At 50.8% G+C, this 17,969-nt stretch carries 22 protein-coding genes, 1 pseudogene and 1 riboswitch; of the genes and pseudogenes, 4 read left to right on the top strand and 19 right to left on the bottom strand.

All coding sequences use genetic code 11. The features are described from left to right. The 16 genes from accC to EFBL_RS13385 form a co-directional block, all read right to left on the bottom strand. Positions 1-1,093 (bottom strand): acetyl-CoA carboxylase biotin carboxylase subunit (gene accC, locus EFBL_RS13460; protein WP_231705806.1); only part of this gene is annotated, 1,093 nt, incomplete at its 3' end. Between the two features lie 17 nt (positions 1,094-1,110). Continuing rightward, positions 1,111-1,608, bottom strand: coding sequence for an acetyl-CoA carboxylase biotin carboxyl carrier protein (accB, locus tag EFBL_RS13455; RefSeq protein ID WP_096182633.1), 498 nt, complete (start codon positions 1,606-1,608; stop codon positions 1,111-1,113). A 151-nt stretch (positions 1,609-1,759) separates the two neighbouring features. Beyond that, on the bottom strand, positions 1,760-2,329 hold the full coding sequence (locus tag EFBL_RS13450; RefSeq protein ID WP_096182632.1) for a SpoIIIAH-like family protein: 570 nt from the start codon (positions 2,327-2,329) through the stop codon (positions 1,760-1,762). Between the two features lie 35 nt (positions 2,330-2,364). Next, on the bottom strand, positions 2,365-2,925 hold the full coding sequence (gene spoIIIAG, locus EFBL_RS13445; protein ID WP_096182631.1) for a stage III sporulation protein AG: 561 nt from the start codon (positions 2,923-2,925) through the stop codon (positions 2,365-2,367). Positions 2,926-2,939: 14 nt separating this feature from the next. After that, a complete protein-coding gene (spoIIIAF, locus tag EFBL_RS13440; protein ID WP_269432706.1) occupies positions 2,940-3,557 on the bottom strand; it encodes a stage III sporulation protein AF in 618 nt (205 codons plus the stop codon). 15 nt (positions 3,558-3,572) lie between these two features. After that, positions 3,573-4,742: a stage III sporulation protein AE gene (spoIIIAE, locus tag EFBL_RS13435; RefSeq protein WP_096182629.1), complete on the bottom strand. Its 1,170-nt coding sequence runs from the start codon at positions 4,740-4,742 to the stop codon at positions 3,573-3,575. Continuing rightward, positions 4,739-5,140 (bottom strand): stage III sporulation protein AD, encoded by a 402-nt coding sequence (spoIIIAD, locus tag EFBL_RS13430; protein WP_096182628.1) that lies wholly within the window; start codon positions 5,138-5,140, stop codon positions 4,739-4,741. Before spoIIIAD ends, spoIIIAE begins: the two co-directional genes overlap by 4 nt. 23 nt (positions 5,141-5,163) lie before the next feature. Further along, positions 5,164-5,370 carry a stage III sporulation protein AC gene (spoIIIAC, locus tag EFBL_RS13425; protein ID WP_096182627.1) on the bottom strand — a complete coding sequence of 69 codons (207 nt, stop codon included), beginning with the start codon at positions 5,368-5,370 and terminating at the stop codon, positions 5,164-5,166. 17 nt (positions 5,371-5,387) lie between these two features. Next, positions 5,388-5,906, bottom strand: coding sequence for a stage III sporulation protein SpoIIIAB (spoIIIAB, locus tag EFBL_RS13420; RefSeq protein ID WP_096182626.1), 519 nt, complete (start codon positions 5,904-5,906; stop codon positions 5,388-5,390). Then, positions 5,903-6,916, bottom strand: a complete 1,014-nt coding sequence (spoIIIAA, locus tag EFBL_RS13415; RefSeq protein WP_231705805.1) for a stage III sporulation protein AA — start codon at positions 6,914-6,916, stop codon at positions 5,903-5,905. Before spoIIIAA ends, spoIIIAB begins: the two co-directional genes overlap by 4 nt. A 179-nt stretch (positions 6,917-7,095) precedes the next feature. Continuing rightward, on the bottom strand, positions 7,096-7,521 hold the full coding sequence (locus tag EFBL_RS13410) for a CD1247 N-terminal domain-containing protein (protein WP_096182624.1): 426 nt from the start codon (positions 7,519-7,521) through the stop codon (positions 7,096-7,098). Between the two features lie 89 nt (positions 7,522-7,610). Continuing rightward, the gene (locus EFBL_RS13405) at positions 7,611-7,883 is read right to left on the bottom strand and encodes a YqhV family protein (RefSeq protein ID WP_096182623.1); all 273 of its coding nucleotides are present in this window, start codon (positions 7,881-7,883) and stop codon (positions 7,611-7,613) included. A gap of 142 nt (positions 7,884-8,025) precedes the next feature. Further along, entirely contained in the window at positions 8,026-8,583 is a 558-nt protein-coding gene (efp, locus tag EFBL_RS13400; protein ID WP_096182622.1) for an elongation factor P, read from the bottom strand. A 31-nt stretch (positions 8,584-8,614) separates the two neighbouring features. Then, positions 8,615-9,682, bottom strand: coding sequence for a M24 family metallopeptidase (locus EFBL_RS13395; RefSeq protein ID WP_096182621.1), 1,068 nt, complete (start codon positions 9,680-9,682; stop codon positions 8,615-8,617). 32 nt (positions 9,683-9,714) lie between these two features. Next, positions 9,715-10,161, bottom strand: coding sequence for a type II 3-dehydroquinate dehydratase (gene aroQ, locus EFBL_RS13390; protein ID WP_096182620.1), 447 nt, complete (start codon positions 10,159-10,161; stop codon positions 9,715-9,717). A gap of 135 nt (positions 10,162-10,296) precedes the next feature. Then, positions 10,297-10,446: a YrzI family small protein gene (locus EFBL_RS13385; protein WP_096182619.1), complete on the bottom strand. Its 150-nt coding sequence runs from the start codon at positions 10,444-10,446 to the stop codon at positions 10,297-10,299. 484 nt (positions 10,447-10,930) lie between these two features. Between EFBL_RS13385 and EFBL_RS13380 the strand changes: the two genes are divergently transcribed. The 3 genes from EFBL_RS13380 (at position 10,931) to EFBL_RS13370 (ending at position 12,855) form a co-directional block, all read left to right on the top strand. Next, positions 10,931-11,512, top strand: a complete 582-nt coding sequence (locus tag EFBL_RS13380; RefSeq protein WP_096182618.1) for a histidine phosphatase family protein — start codon at positions 10,931-10,933, stop codon at positions 11,510-11,512. A 74-nt stretch (positions 11,513-11,586) separates the two neighbouring features. Then, positions 11,587-12,126 carry a YhcN/YlaJ family sporulation lipoprotein gene (locus EFBL_RS13375; protein WP_269432704.1) on the top strand — a complete coding sequence of 180 codons (540 nt, stop codon included), beginning with the start codon at positions 11,587-11,589 and terminating at the stop codon, positions 12,124-12,126. A 39-nt stretch (positions 12,127-12,165) separates the two neighbouring features. Next, a complete protein-coding gene (locus EFBL_RS13370) occupies positions 12,166-12,855 on the top strand; it encodes an N-acetylmuramoyl-L-alanine amidase family protein (protein ID WP_096182616.1) in 690 nt (229 codons plus the stop codon). 391 nt (positions 12,856-13,246) lie between these two features. On the opposite strand, the gene gcvPB is transcribed toward EFBL_RS13370, so the two are convergent. From gcvPB to gcvT, 3 genes are all read right to left on the bottom strand, one after another. Then, complete coding sequence (gene gcvPB, locus EFBL_RS13365) at positions 13,247-14,704, bottom strand: aminomethyl-transferring glycine dehydrogenase subunit GcvPB (protein WP_096182615.1); 1,458 nt, start codon at positions 14,702-14,704, stop codon at positions 13,247-13,249. Next, positions 14,701-16,002 carry an aminomethyl-transferring glycine dehydrogenase subunit GcvPA gene (gene gcvPA, locus EFBL_RS13360; protein ID WP_231705808.1) on the bottom strand — a complete coding sequence of 434 codons (1,302 nt, stop codon included), beginning with the start codon at positions 16,000-16,002 and terminating at the stop codon, positions 14,701-14,703. The genes gcvPB and gcvPA overlap by 4 nt, the downstream gene beginning before the upstream one ends. Before the next feature lie 65 nt (positions 16,003-16,067). Next, positions 16,068-17,165: a glycine cleavage system aminomethyltransferase GcvT gene (gcvT, locus tag EFBL_RS13355; protein ID WP_096182613.1), complete on the bottom strand. Its 1,098-nt coding sequence runs from the start codon at positions 17,163-17,165 to the stop codon at positions 16,068-16,070. Between the two features lie 255 nt (positions 17,166-17,420). Beyond that, positions 17,421-17,521, bottom strand: a riboswitch (glycine riboswitch). 72 nt (positions 17,522-17,593) lie between these two features. On the opposite strand from gcvT, the pseudogene EFBL_RS21350 reads away from it, so the two are divergent. Beyond that, positions 17,594-17,969, top strand: a pseudogene (locus EFBL_RS21350) (ATP-dependent helicase); the annotation flags it as partial.

Below are 17,969 nucleotides of genomic sequence, written 5' to 3'. Positions count from 1 at the left end.
CGAATCCGCCGGGCGCCAAATATTTGGTAATGGTCCCGGGACATGGCATAAAGTTCTTGTCCGGATCTTCCGCATTGATGCGGCATTCGATCGCCCAGCCGTCCAGTTCCAGATCTGCCTGGCTAAAGGAGAGTTTTTCTCCTGCCGCCACCCGGATTTGTTCCTTGATCAGGTCAATTCCGGTAATCATCTCCGTTACAGGATGTTCGACCTGAATCCGGGTATTCATTTCCATAAAGTAATAATTGCCGTGTTTGTCGAGCAGGAATTCCACCGTACCGGCTCCCGAATAATTCACTGCCAGAGCTGCGGCTACAGCCGATTCCCCCATTTTTTTGCGAAGGTCCGTTGTCAGTGCCGGAGATGGAGCTTCTTCAATGAGTTTTTGGTGACGACGCTGGATGGAGCAATCCCTTTCCCCCACATAAACAGCATTGCCGTATTTGTCTGCCATCACCTGAATCTCTACGTGACGGGGTTCTTCCACAAACTTCTCAAGGTAGACCCCCGCATTGCCGAAAGCGGTTTCTGCCTCCACTTGCGCCATTTTGATCGCTTTCTCCAGATCTTCCGGGTTGGCGGCAATCCGCATGCCTTTCCCGCCGCCGCCGGCAGTCGCTTTGACGATGACAGGATATCCGATTTGGTCGGCCACCTTCAAAGCATCAGCCGTATCTTCGATTAAACCGTCAGTTCCGGGAACACATGGAACGTTTGCTTGCTTCATTGTTTCTTTGGCGACCGATTTGTCGCCCATTTTTTCGATAGCTTCGGAACTGGGACCAATGAATGTAATCCCGCACGCTTCACAGATTTCTGCAAAGTCTGCGTTTTCCGCCAAGAAGCCGTAACCCGGATGAATCGCATCCACGCCGGTTGAAGTAGCTACCGCCATAATGTTGGGAATGTTGAGATAGCTTTGCTTGCTTGCCGTAGGTCCGACGCAGTAAGCTTCGTCGGCCAGTTTCACATGGAGTGATTCCCGATCCGGTTCCGAGTAAATGGCAACTGTCTGGATTCCCAATTCCCTGCATGCACGAATGACACGAACCGCAATTTCTCCCCGATTGGCGATCAGAACTTTGGTAAACACGTTGGCAGACCCCCGAATCAATCGACTTTTACCAGGAACAGAGGCTGTCCGTATTCTACCAGTTGTCCGTTCTCCACAAGTATCTCTACAATCTCGCCTCTTACATCCGCTTCAATTTCGTTCATCAGTTTCATCGCTTCCACAATGCATACAACCGTTTTCTCGTTTACTTTGGAACCGACACGGACATAGGGTTCCGCATCGGGTGCGGGAGCCTTATAGAAAGTTCCCACCATCGGCGACACGATTTTGTGGAGTGTTGGATCCTCAACAGCAGGAGCGGTTTTCTTGGGAATTTCTTCAGCAGCCGTTTCCTGTGCAGGAACCGCTGGAGCCACGGGAACCACTGCCGCTTGCGAAGCTTGTACAGCTGCTGGTTGAACCACAACGGGGGCCGCAACTACCGGTTCCTTCTTTATGATCAACTTGGTGCCAGCCGCTTCCACATTCAATTCCGTAACTGATGTTTCGTCTATTAAACGTACCAATTCACGAATTTCGTTCAGTTTGAACATGTTCTGGTCCTCCCTTTTGACCTGTATATCTTTAGGCACTAATGGAAAGTATACCACATTTTTGGCTTTTCTTTCTATACCGCCGGGTCAAGTCATGTGCCGGTCAAAAGAAGAAGACGCCGTACATGAGGCGTCCTTTCGATGGTTCATGTTATTGTTTGTAGGAAACGGTAATCTGATGTGCCGGAATTCCAAGTTCCTTGCTTACAATAGAATAAATCTTGGCAGCCTGCTCTTTGGACAACTCGGGTGCCTGAACGGTAACGGTGACCCGTTCCTTGTCCTTGGTGACCAGCGCTTCCGCAAATCCTTCGGCAATCACTTTGTTTTCCGCCTGTTCCGCTTTCTGATAGAAATCCTGCATCGCCTTTAATTCCTGTTCCGCCTTGACCTTTTGCTCGGTGGAAGTTTTGGCGTCCGCGATCACCTTTTGCAACTCTTCCGCCTGCTTGTAATAAGTTACTTCCCTGTTGGCGATTTGCTCTCCAAACCAATCGGCACCGGTCATAGTCTGTTTTTTTTCGGTGCCGTTGTTCTGATTCTTGGTGCTGTCATTGGAGTTGTCTTTTGGATCGGGTGTCTTCGTCTGGTCTTGGTTCTTTGCGTTTTCCGTCGATGATGTTGGAACCGGCTTTAGAGTGTCATCTACCGTGTAGTAGCCGATTACCATGAGGGACAGAATCATCATTGTCGAAAGCCATACGGTTTGACGGTTTGCCATAGTAAGTACCTCCCCAAATCATTATTTTGTTCGCTTCAATTCGCTTTTTTTGGTTCCACTGCGATCCGGTGTGCGGGGACTTCCAGCACACGCTGAACGGTCTCCAGGATCATTGCCTTTACCCTGGGCTGTTCCGCCCCTCTGGCGACAACAAGAACTCCCCGGACATGAGGTTTGATGGTCCTGACCACTACCGGATTGTCAGGTGATCCCTTGGTCATAACCAACTGCTTGTTCTCGTTAAATGCGGTAATTGTCCGGGTTCCCCCTTGTTTGTCGTTTTCGGTTGTTGTCGTTCTTTGGTTGTTAGTATTTTCGGCAAGCACAATTTCTTCGGTAGATTCCAGATTGACCATTACGGTAACATCGGCGACGCCCTGAATCTGATTGAGCACCTGGGCCAATTTTTCCTCATACAGCCTTTCATAACCGCTGATGGACATCCGGTCCGTGTGAATCTCCTTGGTCTGTTGCGCAGTCTCTTGCTTGGGGGGGGGCCCCGGCGAGTCCAGAGAGGTGCCAAACAGAAGCAGTGCAATTCCCAAAGCTCCCACCGCATAAGTCCATTTGGGCACTTTTGAGAGATCGATATTCATTGATTTTCACCCCCTTAATCGGTCAGAAGCTGTACTGAGATAACGGAACCGGGTATGCGGTAGAGAGTTGCCAGTTCCTCTTTCAATTGCTTGATCCTTTTGTCTGATTCCTCTGTATGTCCCCGCCTTGCTGACTCGCCGCTTTCCCCCATTCGTACGGAAACCGGGTCAACCGGCTGAATGGTCCTGCTTTCGTTTGATTTTGGACGTACTTGCAGGACCAACTCTTCAATCTCGGCAGAGTGAGAAACAGATTGTTCAGATTTGGCAAACCGGACTGATACTCTGGCAACTTCAAAAGGATAGGCGGCTTCGACATGCTGTTTCAAGGCTTTCTCCAACACACCGTTTACCTGTTGTTCCGCCAGTTCAGTCTGTTGCCGCTCCAGGTCGGCCGCTTTTTCCCTGATGGATTCGAAGGAGGCAGCCGGAACCGAACCGCCGGGCCATTGAATCTTCGAGATATCAAACTTGTTGTCGTATAAAGCCGAGATGGGCTTGAGCATCGTTACCATAATGACCAGTCCCATCACCAGCTTGACGTAGTTTCGCATGGAAGAAGAAGGAACCACCAGATCCATGACTACTGCAAAGAGCAGAATCAGGACAATTTGCGTCAGCCACGAAGATATGAAATCCAGGTTCCCTCACCTCACCATCAACTGGATGTTGCCCGCCAAGAGAATCATGGTGACGGAGAGAAAGAACATGAAACCGACGGTTGCCATTGCGGAAAAGATGATGAACAAGGTCTTGCCAATGGTAGACAGGCAGGACACTACGGGAGAGTTGCCCAAAGGCTGCATCAGCGCACCTGACAGGCTGTACACAATTCCCAGGCTGATGATCTTGAGAGCCGGGAAGGTGCAGAGTAGCGCCAGGATCAGAAGCCCTCCCACTCCGACCGAGTTTTTCACAAGCATGGAGGCACCCACCACCGTATCGATGGAATCGGAGAACATTTTCCCCACCACCGGAATCAAAGTGGAAGTGGCGAATTTCGCTGTCCTCAGCGCAATTCCGTCCGCCACGCCGCCCATGGCCCCCTTCACCGTCATGATTCCGATGAAGATTACGAAGAAGGCGCCCAATAGCCAGTTACCCGTCGTTCGCAGGAAACCGCCCAGCTGTGACAGTTTGTAACGACTTGAAAATTCGGACACCATCAGCAGAATGGCGGAGAAGAAAATCAACGGAAACACCACGGTTGTCACCAAACCGGCAAAAGCATTGACGACAAACACCACTGTCGGGTACAGAAGTCCCGCGGATGTAACCGCCCCGGATGAGGCCATTAAGGTAAGCAGCAGGGGGATGCTCCCCATCATGAAGCTGCTCATGGCTTCAATTGCCTGCTTGGCGTACCCGGTGGCTGTCATAAACGAGTTGACCGAAAGGATAATCAAAGCTATATAAATCACCGCAAATCCAACTTGCGAAACGGTGTTTCGCTCAAAGGCATTCTGTAGGTTCTCCAGCAAGGCGGCCAGCACGGCAAGGATCAAAATGCTGCCCAAAAGCAATGAATTATGCATGATTTCAAAGAACAAAAACTTAAGCATTCCCAGAAGAACCCCTTGTACGGTAAAACCGTCTCCCCTTAGCAAGTCGAGAATATGAGGAGAAGACACACTTGGCAAAAAATCGCCGTACTGCCGGATTAAATCCTGCAGGAATTTGTCCACCTCACTGGTGTCAATTGACGGTTCAAGGCTGTTGACCGGACTGGACGACGGATTCTCAACCGCCAAGGCCACGGAGGTCAGCGACAGATACATAAGCAGGATGGCAAGGATGCCGATTCTCCATCTGTTCATCCGGCTCCCCCCCGAATCATCACTTGCATGATCGTGTCGACCACAACCCTGACAATCGGAATGGCAAGGACCAGGATCAGAATTTTACCTGCAAATTCAATCTTTGAAGCCAGCCCCGATTCACCGGAATCTCTGACCAGTTGTGCACCAAACTCCGCTATGTAGGCAATGGCGATGATTTTTAGAATGGTGCCGAGCAGTTTCAAATCCACGTTGGCCTGCAAGGCCAATCTTTGAATCTCCTCAAAAACAAGGCGTATCGGAGGCACCATGAACGCAAACAGGAACACCCCTGTTAGCAGCGAGATCAGCATTGCGGCTGTCGAAGACTGTGTTTTGACGGTCAGTATTAAAAAAACGGCTATGAGCCCAAGTCCGACAATTTGCAATATATCCATGCCAGATTCCTTCTTTCGGTAGCCTATTGGAAACGGAACACGCTTGTAATCTCCGTCAACAGCACCTCAAGTTTGCTAAGAACAAGAACCAGAGCAACTGCAATCCCCGTCAGGGTAACCCAATTGGAAAATTCATCCTTGCCCGCTGCTTTCAGAACTGTTTGCAGCACGGCTGTCAGGAACCCGATTCCGGCAATCTGCAGTATGGTACTGATTGCGACTGAAAACATTTTCCCATCCCCCTGCTCTAATACATGATGATTACTGCGGCCGCTCCTGTTAACACGCCCAGATATCTCCACATTTTTCCCAAACGGTCTCTTTCATCCCTTGCAAGAGACTCTTCCGCCGCCAACCTGGTACATGCCAGGCGAATGTGCTTGAGCTGATCGGAGCGGTCCGACACCCCGAGGGTTTGCCCAAATGTCAGCAGGATCTCTCGATCCTGCGGCTGCAAGCTCAATCTCGGACTCCATTGTTCGAATTGGGATTGCAATAATAGGCCAACCGAACCCCCCTCTCCCCGCATCAACCGCTGGCCGGTTTCGTCAAGAAGCAAACCGATCGGACCTGGTATCCGGCGGCCGATTCGGGACAACGCTTCCGGTAACGGGGTTGCCCCGTACGAAATTTCAGTCTCCAACATTTGCAGGGCGGTAATCAACTGATTCAACTGCCTGGCTCTTTCGGAATAAGTTGTGGCTCTCCAAAAACCAAGTCCTGCCGCAGCCATGATAATCATTACAGATCCGACAAGTTTGATCATGGGTACCTGCCCTCTCTTTTGAACAGGCACTGCCCGTCCTTGTCATATACTCCTTCCAGGGTGAGGGGGCCGTTTCGCCGGGAGAGGACGATATAGCGGGAAAAAACTTTCTCCTCAAACAGGGAACGAATGGCGGGCCGGTTTCGGACTTCGCTCAGGGTGAGCCCATGAGCGGATGCGATTACCGCAACTCCGGAATGGACCGCCTCAAGAATGGCGTCACGATCCTGTTCCCGTCCTATCTCATCTGTTATCAACAGTTGGGGCGACATGGAACGAATCATCATCAACATCCCTTCGGCTTTCGGGCACGCATCCAATACGTCCGTGCGAGCCCCAATTGAATGCTGCGGGATTCCGTTCACACAACCCGCCAATTCTGAACGTTCATCGACCACGCCAACTTTCATTCCCCGCAGTCCGGGATGCAGCAGACCGTCACTTGCCTGGCGGGCGATGTCCCGCAACAAAGTGGTTTTGCCGGATTGCGGTGGAGAAATGATCAGGGTATTATGCAATTTTCCTTCCATACCTGTCAGGAACTGTTTTACGCCATCAGCCGCTCCCTGGATCTCACGGGCAATGCGTATGTTGATGCAAGAGATGTGTTTTAGCGTCTGAACCGACCCGAGAGGGGTCAGAACCGCTTTCCCGGCCAAGCCCACACGGTGTCCGCCGGCAATCGTTACATATCCCCGTCGCAACTCTTCTTCCCATGCGTAAAGAGAAGATCGGGTCAGCAATTGGACGGTCTGAGCCACATCTTCCCCCGTAGCCCGATAGGCCTTGTTCAAGGAGCGAATGGGCTGCCCGTCAGGATCCAGGAAATAGTCCCCTTGATGCGTGTATACCTGTACAGGCTGTTCTTGACGGATCCTGATTTCTTCAAGACTGGTACGAACGGGCTGCGGGCTTCTGGCCGCAAGCTTCCGAATAGCCGGAGCCAGAACGGGAAGTATTTGATGTTCAATCACATATTCCATTCGGTTGTGAGGCACAGCGGGAAACAACCTACCCCCTCCTCGTCCAACAAGCGGATATTCCATACATATGGGACAGCTTGTTCGTTTATACCAGTTTTCCCGCAAAAAAACACGAGATTTTGATAGTTGCAAGACTTGCCGCCAAATCCAAAAGAAAGCAAAAAACCCTCCCGTGAATAGGAGGGTCAAGTGCAGTTCAGTCCCGGTCAGGTTGTCACCGGAGTGTCGTCGTTGACGAGAATGGCCTCGTGACATTCCGGACATAAAACTTCCACCACCTCGTCGTCCTCATATACGTCGGAGTCGACAAAAACGGTCTCATGGCAGTTCGGACACTCCATTTCAAAATACTCCAGTTCGTCGTCCTCATCCATATCGCTCAGATCGTTGTCAACATATTCGTCGTATTCTTCGTAATAGTCATTTTCCAGATCTGTAAGATCTTCATCAATGGCCGCCACGTACTCTTCCAGATCAGCTTGACTGACATGAACCCTGTCCAAGGCGCGGACCACATCTTCCAACAGATCCATCACTTCCTGCAGGATTCGGCCCTCCGGTGTGTTCCCGCTGACTTTCAATCCATTGGCCAAACCTTGTACGTATGCCACTCGTTCTTTCAGATTCTGCATGCGGAATCCCCCTTTTGCTATGATCGTACCTAGTATGCACAATTACTCGGAATATGTACTCAGGCTGCACGGGGTATTCCGCAGGTTTTCTAGGACCGGACTCCGTATAGAATCAGGGCTACACCGCACATTACGATCAACATTTTGCTCAAATCCAGCTTGTCTGCGAGTCCAATCAATCCAATGGTTGTAACCAGAATGAGAACCGTCGGGCCGACAAGGGACAGAACAGCGTTAACCATAACAGCCCGTTCAATTGTGCCATAATACAGCATAATCAGGGCTGCAAGCACCTCAATGCTGCCTGAGAGCATTCGCAAACCTGCCATTCCCCAAACCCATTTGTCCTGAACGTCAAACATAGGCACACCTCATTCCGAATCAATGGTGGACAGGGTCACTTCCATAAGGAATGTATGTGTCTCGGTTTGCCACTAGAACAAAAAAGCTGTTGACTTCGTCAACAGCTTGCATGTACATGTATTTTCAGTTTGGCAATTACCGTTAAGCGCGGGATACGTATTCGCCGGAGCGGGTATCAATGATCAGCTTGTCCCCTGCTTCAATGAAGAATGGAACCTGAACCACGTATCCGGTTTCCAACTTTGCCGGCTTGGAACCTCCTGTCGCAGTGTTGCCGCGGATGCCGGGATCAGTCTCGACAACTTCCAATTCCACCGTATTGGGCAATTCAATCCCGATGGCAGCCCCTTCGTACATGACGACATAACAGTTCATGTTCTCCTTCAGAAACTGGATTTCGTATTCCAGCTGGCTGGCCGGGATCTGAATCTGCTCAAAGCTTTCCGTATCCATGAAGGTGTAAGACTCACCGTCATTATAGAGATACTGCATCTGCCTGTTCTCAATTCTGGCCCTTGGAACTTTTTCTCCTGCATTGAAGGTCATTTCCTTGACGGCGCCGGTTTTCACGTTTTTCAATTTGGTGCGGACGAATGCGGCACCTTTGCCCGGCTTTACATGCAGGAATTCCAGCACACGCCAAATTTCCCCATCATATTCAATGGTGACTCCGGGACGAAAATCGTTGCTTGAAATCATGAAAAATTACCTCCTAATGGGTTCAATATGTCTAAAGAACTACCAATTCCTTTGTGGAAGCAGTCAGGATCTCCAATCCGGTTTCGGTTATGGCCACATCATCTTCAATCCGAACTCCGCCCATACCCGGTATATAGATTCCCGGTTCGACAGTCACCACCATGCCCGGTTGCAGAATGTCGCTAGACAAAGTGGAAAGACGCGGCTCTTCATGTATATAGAGTCCCAAACCGTGACCCAGGCTATGACCGAAATGTTCACCGTAGCCCTTTTCCTTTATGATGTCCCGGGCAAGCGCATCCGCTTCTTTGCCGGACATCCCGGGTTTTATGTGCTCCAGAGCGTACATTTGGGCTTCCAATACAATGTTGTATATTTCCCGCTGTTTGTCACTGGGTTCACCCAGCACTACCGTTCGGGTGATGTCGGAACAGTAACCCTCGTACAGAGCGCCAAAGTCCATTTTTACAAAATCACCCCGCTCAAGCAGTTTATCGGAAGCAACCCCGTGGGGGAAGCTTGATCTGACCCCGGAGGCGACAATAATATCGAACGAAGAGCTTTTGGCACCTTTCCTGCGCATGAAATATTCAAGTTCAAGGGCAATATCCCGCTCCCTTGCACCAGGCTTCAAATAGGCCAGAATGTGGGAAAAAGCATCATCCGCAATCCTGGCGGCTTGCCGGATCCATTCAATTTCTTGATCGTCCTTCACGGCCCGGAGTTTCTCCACAATTCCTTCAGTGGGTTCCAGTTCCACGCCTTCAAACTTGTCTTTGTAAATTGAATAAAGCGAATATGTAAGATAATCTTTTTCAAATCCCAGACGCTTGACTCCCAAGGCAGTCAGTTCGGAACGTATAGCTTCCGGAGCTGAAGACCCGTGCTCCACCACCCGAAAATGAGGGGCTTGTTCCCTGGCCTGTTCCGTGTACCGAAAATCTGTAATCAGCACCGCATCAGACGAAGTCACAAGCAAATATCCGGCAGACCCTGTAAACCCGCTAATGTATCTGCGGTTCTCGGGCTTAAGGATCAGCATGCCGTCCACTGGCTGATTGGCAATTTGTTCCCGAAGTCGTGTCAATCGGTTCTTCATGGATACCCTTCCCTTTGGTTTTGCGACCGGTTTTATGTCCCGGGTCGCTTCAAATGCTCGATTAAGGCCAACAGGCCAAGAGCGTAACTATGTTCACCGAATCCGCTTATTTGCCCGATGACAACGGGCGCCACCACGGATTGTTTACGAAATTCCTCCCGGGCATGAATGTTCGACAGATGAACTTCCACAGCCGGAATCGATACTGCACTCAACGCATCCCGAATGGCTATGCTGTAGTGCGTATAGGCACCGGGATTGATCAGAATCCCGTCCGCTGACTCCCTGGCGGTATGAATCCGGTCGATAATTTCGCCTTCGTGATTGGATTGAATAAAATCCAATTCGACTGAATATTGTTTGGCCAATTCCGATAACTGACGGTTAATGTCGGCAAGCGTGGTTGTGCCGTAAATTTCAGGTTCCCGTTTGCCAAGCAGGTTTAAATTGGGTCCGTGGATGACAAGGATCCGTACCAAAGGCTATCCCTCCCAGAATCACTTTGTCATTGTAGCACAATTTTTTTTCAATGAGTAGCAAAAAACCGTTTGAAAGTAAAGAGAGCCCTCCACAATTGCCTGATTGGCATTATGGAGGGCATAAGGCATGGGGAATTAGAACCAACCCACATGTTCACACCGGTTGTCATTCATTTCATCAATAATCCGGGCTATGAGAATTTCATTTTCATAGGAGTCCGGTTGAGGTTCCTGTTTCCTCCAGGTAATGGTAACTGTCAAGGACAGTATGTGAATTGCCAACATTCAAACCTTTCCTTTCCTTATCGAGTTAGTCAGGTCGAATCGATCCCCTTGTAAATCCAATAAAACATTTGCCTTCTTACATCCTGGCCCATTGTGCCGCTCCTCCTTTCAGAAATAGTAAAGCCACAGGCAAGCATACCTGTGGCCGCATATTTCTTGGAACTCAAACAAAAAAGCCACAGGCATGCCGGCCTGTGGCAGTGAAAACAGGATTCAAAAGTCTAGTTCTGAACCTCATTCCAAGCAGGCCGGTAATAAAAATCTGAAGTTGCCAAAAATTTACAGGTTGCCATCCTCATGGGTACCGACCTCCTTTGTCATGGAATAAGATTCATTACAAGGAAATTATATCCACCCCATTCCCTTTTGTAAACCATTTCCGCCCATTTTTCTGCGATTTTTTTCCGGGCAGCGAATTGGCACATTCCTGGCGGGGCTTTGTTATAATGGTAAAGTATTGATATTGAGAGGTGAACCGTCGAGTATGACAGAGATCTGCCTGGTCCGGCATGGAGAAACGCTTTGGAACCGGGAAGCCCGGTTGCAGGGATCAAAAGACATCCCGCTGTCTGAAGTAGGCATCGCACAAGCCCGAATTGTGGCTGATCAACTGTCAAAAGAGAACTGGGATCTGATCTATTCCAGCGACCTTTTGCGGGCCAAACGTACAGCTGAATATATTGGGGAGAAAATCAACGTCCCGCATCTCCTGGATTCAGGTTTGAGGGAACGAAACTACGGACTGCTGGAAGGCATGACCCGAGCCGAAATTGAGGAGCAGTATCCCGGGGTGCTTACCCACCCCCATCAACATCAAATCCCCGGACTGGAAACTTTCGAAGCACTGAGCCAGCGTGTCAAAGAGACGATGGAGTCAATTGCAAACCGGCATTTTGGCAAAAAGATACTGGTGGTGACACACGGCGGAACGATCAATGCCTTCCTGCATTCGGTAACCGGCCAGCGGTCGGACCGGATTGAAAACACATCCATCACCCGCACCCGTTATGACAGATTCCGGTGGTATATAGATTGCATCAACGACTGTGCCCATCTTAACGTGTAACAAGGCATACCCGCTGCAGGGTATGCCTTTTCAATTTTTGGTCATAGTAATCCTGAGATCTAATTTGCAAAGGAGTGTTCCTGTTGAAAAAAGCAGCATGGAAAGTTCTTTCGGTTCTTGCTGTAACGGCAGCTTTGGTTTCAGGATGCATGAACAATCAGGCGCAGCCCAGAACCCTGCGAGGCCCGGGATCACAGCCAGGACCCATGCAATCTCCTGCACCGGTTCCTCCGGCATCACAACCGCCTGCTCCCCCTGCTCAGGGCATGAATGAGGAGTCACCGATGAGAGAAGCCCGTAACATTGCAGATGCACTGGTAGGAAAACACAACATAGAGCGGGCAAATGTATTTGTTGCAGGACGAACAGCCTATGTGGCCGTAAACATTCCGAACATGGCCCAGGGTGCCATCACCGATCAGATTAAAACGGATGTGGCCAATACTGTGCGAGGGGTTGAACCGGATATCCAACAGGTATATGTATCGGCCGATCCGGATCTGTATAACCGTTTTCAGGGGTACTCAAACGACATTCAGCAAGGTCGTCCGATCCAGGGTATTTTCCAGAGATTCATGGAAACCGTGAAACGTGTTTTCCCGGAAGCGCGGTAATTTGAAAAGAAGATTCATTTGTTGGGGAAGTTGACTCCAATGTTGAAAACTTCGGTTCGTTTGTTGGGTATTGTCGGACTGCTTTTGCCTTGTTTACTTGCCGCTCCAGAGCAAGCCGCCGGGGCACAAGCCCCGGTTATCATGATCGACCCGGGACACGGGGGGATTGACCCTGGAACCCAAAGCAGGGACGGTCAGGTTCTTGAGAAGGATCTGAATTTGAAGATTTCAAAAAAACTGGCCGAAAGCTTAAAAGCGGAAGGTTTTCGGGTAGCTATGACCAGGGAAAGCGATGAGGACGTCACCAAATATGCCCCGACCAACCGGGGATGGGGACGGCATCGACGGGATCTGTTCGGAAGGCTGGAAGCTGCTCACCAACACCGGGCTTCCCTTTTGATAAGTATCCATGGGAATCACGGTACGCCCCGCAATGAAGGAGCCGTGGTTTATCATCAGCCTTTCTCCTTCGAAAGCTACATGCTGGCTTGCCAGCTGCAAGATTCCATGAACCGGTTGTCGGGGAAAAGATTCTGTCCCCGGTCGGGAGGCACGTATTACGTTCTCAGAAAATCAGAGATTCCGAGCGTCATTGTCGAGTACGGGTATTTATCAAATCCTTCGGAAGTAAGCAGGTTATTGAATGACGCCTATCAGGACAAGGTGGTTTCCTCCCTGAAGGCGGGGATTCGGCAGTTTATGGTGTTGTACGGGGCTTCCACAAAGTAAAGGGGCTGTTCCTGAAGCAGATCTGTCTGCTTTGAGGTACAGCCCTTTTTCTGAGGGGATTCGACTGCTTTGATGCTGATGGGATTGAAAATAGAGGATTCTCAGTCCGTTATGCCCTCAAGTTTGCATTGCAAATCTGAAATACCGGATTACCAGGCCGTTATTTGGCACTCCGAACTCAAACAGATAGAGAATCTCTCTGAATAAGCGCTTGTAAATCCTCTAATCTTCAAATGAGTCACTCGATCCACCAAGATTACTGCTTCAAAGTCCGCTATTTTTGGGTATCGAGTTATTCACTTGTATCAACACTATAAAATCAATTACCCATGCCCTCAGCAATTGGATGAGGCATGGGTAATTCACGAAGGGAAACTAATTCCACCGCTGCTTATTTCTCGTACCTAAGAATCGGATTCCGGGCTGCCGTGGTCTCGTCCAGACGGTTCACCACCGTGTTATGAGGAGCCGATTTGACAGCATCCGGATTCTCTTCCGCCTCTTTCGCAATCTGAATCATGGCATCAATGAAGCGATTCAGCGTGTCGATGTTCTCCGTTTCGGTTGGTTCCACCATGATGGCTTCTTCCACGTTCAGCGGGAAGTAGATTGTCGGCGGATGGAAACCGAAATCCAGAAGGCGCTTGGCGATGTCAAGGGTTTTCACGCCGTTGGCCTTTTGCCGTTTGCCCGACATGACAAACTCGTGCTTGCATACCCGGTCATAGGGCAGTTCAAAGTAGGGACGCAATTTTTCCATGATGTAATTAGCGTTTAACACTGCATCCTCTGTTACGCGCTTCAGGCCGTCCGGTCCCATTGTCCGGATATAAGAGTAAGCTCTGACCAACACGCCAAAGTTGCCGTAAAACCCTTTTACCTTGCCAATGGATTGTGGACGGTCATAATCCAGTACATATTTGCCATCTTTGTAATCCACGACCGGAACCGGCAGGAACGGGATCAATTCTTTCTTGACACCGACCGGTCCTGCTCCCGGTCCACCGCCGCCGTGGGGAGTGGAAAAGGTTTTGTGCAGATTGAGGTGCACCACGTCAAATCCCATGTCACCCGGCCTTGCGTAACCCAGGATCGCATTGGCGTTCGCTCCGTCGTAATAAAGCAGTCCGCCCGCTTCATGCACAATCTTGGCGATCTCCACAATGTCCTCTTCAAACAGCCCCAGGGTAGAAGGGTTCGTCAGCATCAGTGCCGCTGTGTCAGGACCTACCACTTGGCGCAGGGATTCAAGATCCACATTGCCCCGTTCGTTGGACTTGATGGTGATCGTATCGTAACCGGCAACGGTGGCGGAGGCCGGATTGGTTCCGTGAGCCGTGTCGGGGACAATCACTTTCGTCCGTTTCTCGCCCCGGGCTTCATGGTAAGCCCGGATCATCATCAGACCGGTCCATTCCCCCTGGGCGCCTGCAGCCGGCTGCAGGGAAACACGATCCATGCCCGTGATTTCTTCCAGTTCCGTTTGCAGCTTATACAACAATTCCAATGCCCCTTGCACCGTATCTTCCGGTTGATACGGATGAATTTGGGCAAAGCCGGTCAGGCGGGCCATCCGTTCGTTCCGTTTCGGATTGTATTTCATTGTGCAGGATCCCAAGGGATAGAACCCGTTGTCCACGCCATAATTCCTGCGGGACAAATCCGTAAAGTGGCGAATCAGATCGACTTCACTGACTTCCGGAAGTTCCGCCGGTTCTTTTCGTACATAGTCGCCAGGAATCAGTTCCTCAATCGACTGCTCCGGAACATCGCAAGCCGGAAGGCTGCAGGCTACGCGCCCTGGACGCGACAGTTCAAAAATCAACGGTTGGTCTTTTTCTTGTCTCATATAATCGCCTCCAATCGCTCAGCCAACAGGTCAATTTCCTCTTTGGTCCGCAGCTCGGTTACTGCAAACAGCAAGCCGCCCTTGTACTCCGGATAAACACGTCCCAAGTCATAACCGCCGATGATTTTGGATTCCAGCAGCTTCCGGTTAATCTCTGTCGGGTTGCCGCTCACTATTACCGCAAACTCGTTAAAGAAAGGAGCGTTGAAAAGCGGCTCAACCCCTTTGACGGAAGTCAGCTTGTGATAGGCGTAGTGTGCTTTTTGCAGATTCAGTTTCGCCACATCCTGCAGCCCCTGTTTCCCCATGCAGCTGAGATAAACGGTGGACGCCAGAGCGTTCAGAGCCTGGTTGGAACAGATGTTGGAGCTGGCCTTTTCGCGGCGAATATGTTGTTCTCGTGCTTGTAGTGTCAGTACGAAAGCACGACGCCCGTCCAAGTCCCTGGTTTGGCCGACAACACGGCCCGGCACACGGCGCACCAAATCCTTTGTGGTGGCAAGCATCCCGAGGTAAGGTCCGCCAAAGGAGACGGAATTGCCCAAAGGTTGTCCTTCCGCCACAACGATATCCGCGCCAAACTTGCCAGGAGCCTCCAGCAGCCCCATTGCAATCGGATTTACTGCCGTCACAAACAGCGCTTTGTGCCTATGAGCAAGTTCGGAAATGGTCTTGAGGTCCTCAATGGAACCGAAGAAGTTTGGGTATTGCACAAGCACACCCGCTATATCGTCCCCCAATTTGGATTCCAGGTCCTGCAGGCCGGTTGCCCCATTGTCAACTCCGACTTCGATAACTTCGATGTTCTGGCCGTAAGCATAGGTTTTGACAACCGCCCGGTATTCCGGATTAACGCCGCGGGAAACCAGAAGCTTGGAACGGCGGGTTGCAGCACATGCCATGATACCGGCTTCAGCCAAAGCACTCGGCCCGTCATACATGGAAGCGTTGGACACATCCATCCCGGTCAACTGGCAAACCATCGTCTGGTATTCAAAAATCGCCTGCAGGATCCCCTGAGAGATTTCAGGCTGGTAAGGAGTATAAGCGGTGTAAAATTCCGAGCGGCTGACGATGGCATCAACTGTTGCCGGAATGTAATGCTGGTAAGCACCCGCACCCAGGAAGCTTACATACTCTTCCAGGTTGGCGTTCTTGCCTGCCATTGCCGCGAAATGGCGGTACAGTTCAATCTCCGACCACGCGGCCGGAATGTTCAGATCCCGTTTCAATCGAACCGCTTCGGGAATGTCGGAAAACAATTCTTCCACGCTTTGGATCCCGAGTGTTTTCAGCATTTCGCCACGGTCAGTCTCCGTGTTGGGAATGTAACTGTGCTTTTTCAAGTCCCCGCCTCCTGTTCTTACTTCTCTCTTTTGTAAAATGGGGTTTTGATGATGACGCCTTTGACCGGTTTGTTGCGAATGATGACATCCAGCTCCTGGCCGATTTTTGCATAATCTGCCTCAATCAGGGCAAGTCCGATATTCTTCTTGACGGTCGGCCCCATGGTGCCGGTTGTTACCTCGCCAATTTTCCGGCCCTCCACTTGCACTTCATAATGGCTGCGCGGAATCCCCCGCTCGATCATTTCAAACCCTGCGAGTTTGCGCTTGGGACCTTCTTCTTTCTGCTTGGACAGCGCTTCACGTCCAATGAAATCGCCCTTGTCCAGCTTGACGAACATGCCAAGCCCTGCTTCAACCGGCGAAATCGATTCGCTGATCTCCTGCCCGTAAAGCGGCAACCGGGCCTCGAACCGCAGGGTGTCACGCGCCCCGAGTCCTGCCGGAACCACCCCTTCTTCCTTGCCGGCATCAAGGATCGCTTTCCACACAGCGGGGGCATGCTCCGCATCCGTGTAGATCTCAAATCCATCTTCCCCTGTATAACCGGTGCGGGAAACCAGGCACTTGAAGCCTGCCACGTTCACATCCCGGGCAAACCAGTAGTACTTGATTTGCGACAAATCATAATCGGTGAGCTTCCGGAGGATCTGCTCCGCCAGCGGACCCTGCAAAGCCAATTGCGCTATGCCGGGCGACAGATTGGCGATCTCCACGTTGCCAAAGGAATTCTGCTTCACCCATTCATAATCTTTCTCGATATTGGCCGCATTCACGACCAGCAGGTAATGATCCGTATCCAGGCGATAGACCAGCAAGTCATCCACGCATCCGCCATCGGGGTAACACATGGGAGAGTAGAGCGCCTGCCCGATCTCGATTTTGGAAGCGTCGTTGGTGATCCACTTCTGGATATTGGCCAAAGCATCCGGACCTTTTACTTCAATCTCCCCCATGTGGGACACATCAAACAACCCGGCCCGGGTGCGCACCGCCTCATGCTCCTCCAGGATGCTGGTGAATTGGACCGGCAATTCCCAACCGCCAAAATCGATTGTCTTGCCGCCGTATTCCGAATAAACGGGATACAGCGGAGTGCGTTTTAACTCTGTCACTGAAAGCCCCCCTTGACTCGTTTTTTCCTCCCTTTGCAGGGTTCTGCCAAAATAACATAACCTGAGAATCGGGTATTTACAGCCTCCCCAGTTAGGTGGCAAACCACCGGCGGAAACGCATAAAAAAAGAGACACACAGGGAAGGATTCCCCAATGTGCCTCTGTCCTTGCTACCTGAGAGTTCCCCTCTGCGCTTCGTGTGACAGAGCGAAGAAGTTACCCCTTGGGTGGCCTGCCGGCTCTCTCCAGAGTCGCGTCCTGCCTACGGTACTTCTGCCTGAGAGATTCATGGACATTCGGGACACATCCATTTGCTCCTTCGGCGACGCCTGTGCGTTCTCTCCCGTAACACTCATCCGCATGTATAAGGTTTCCAAAATTGACACAATCTATTTCAGCATCTTGATTATATCACACGGGGTGATCCCATGAAACTGGATTCTGTGGAAACCGATCTCCGGCATGGGGCACCGGAGTGCACAATAGACGACAGCCTGTTTCAGCAGTTTTTGGAGTGTGTGACAAACGGGACCTGGGGGGATTGGACTCTGTTTCAATTGATCCGGGAGGCGGAAGAAACCAAAGTGTCCCCCTCTTTTGATCAGTTGCTGTGCCTGCAGCAGATTCCGGCAGTCATTCCCTATCCGCACCAGGTTGCAACAGCCAGGAAAGTATTGAACGAATTGCAGGGACGGGCCATTCTTGCCGATGAAGTGGGATTGGGGAAAACAATTGAAGCGGGATTGATCCTCAAAGAATACATGATTCGGGGACTGGTAAAAAAAGCGCTGGTACTGGTTCCCG

The organism is Effusibacillus lacus, assembly GCF_002335525.1.
In the GTDB taxonomy this organism is placed as follows: Bacteria; Bacillota; Bacilli; order Tumebacillales; family Effusibacillaceae; genus Effusibacillus; species Effusibacillus lacus.
Note: the sequence above shows the minus strand (reverse complement) of the source record. Positions and strands in the feature narration are given on the sequence as shown.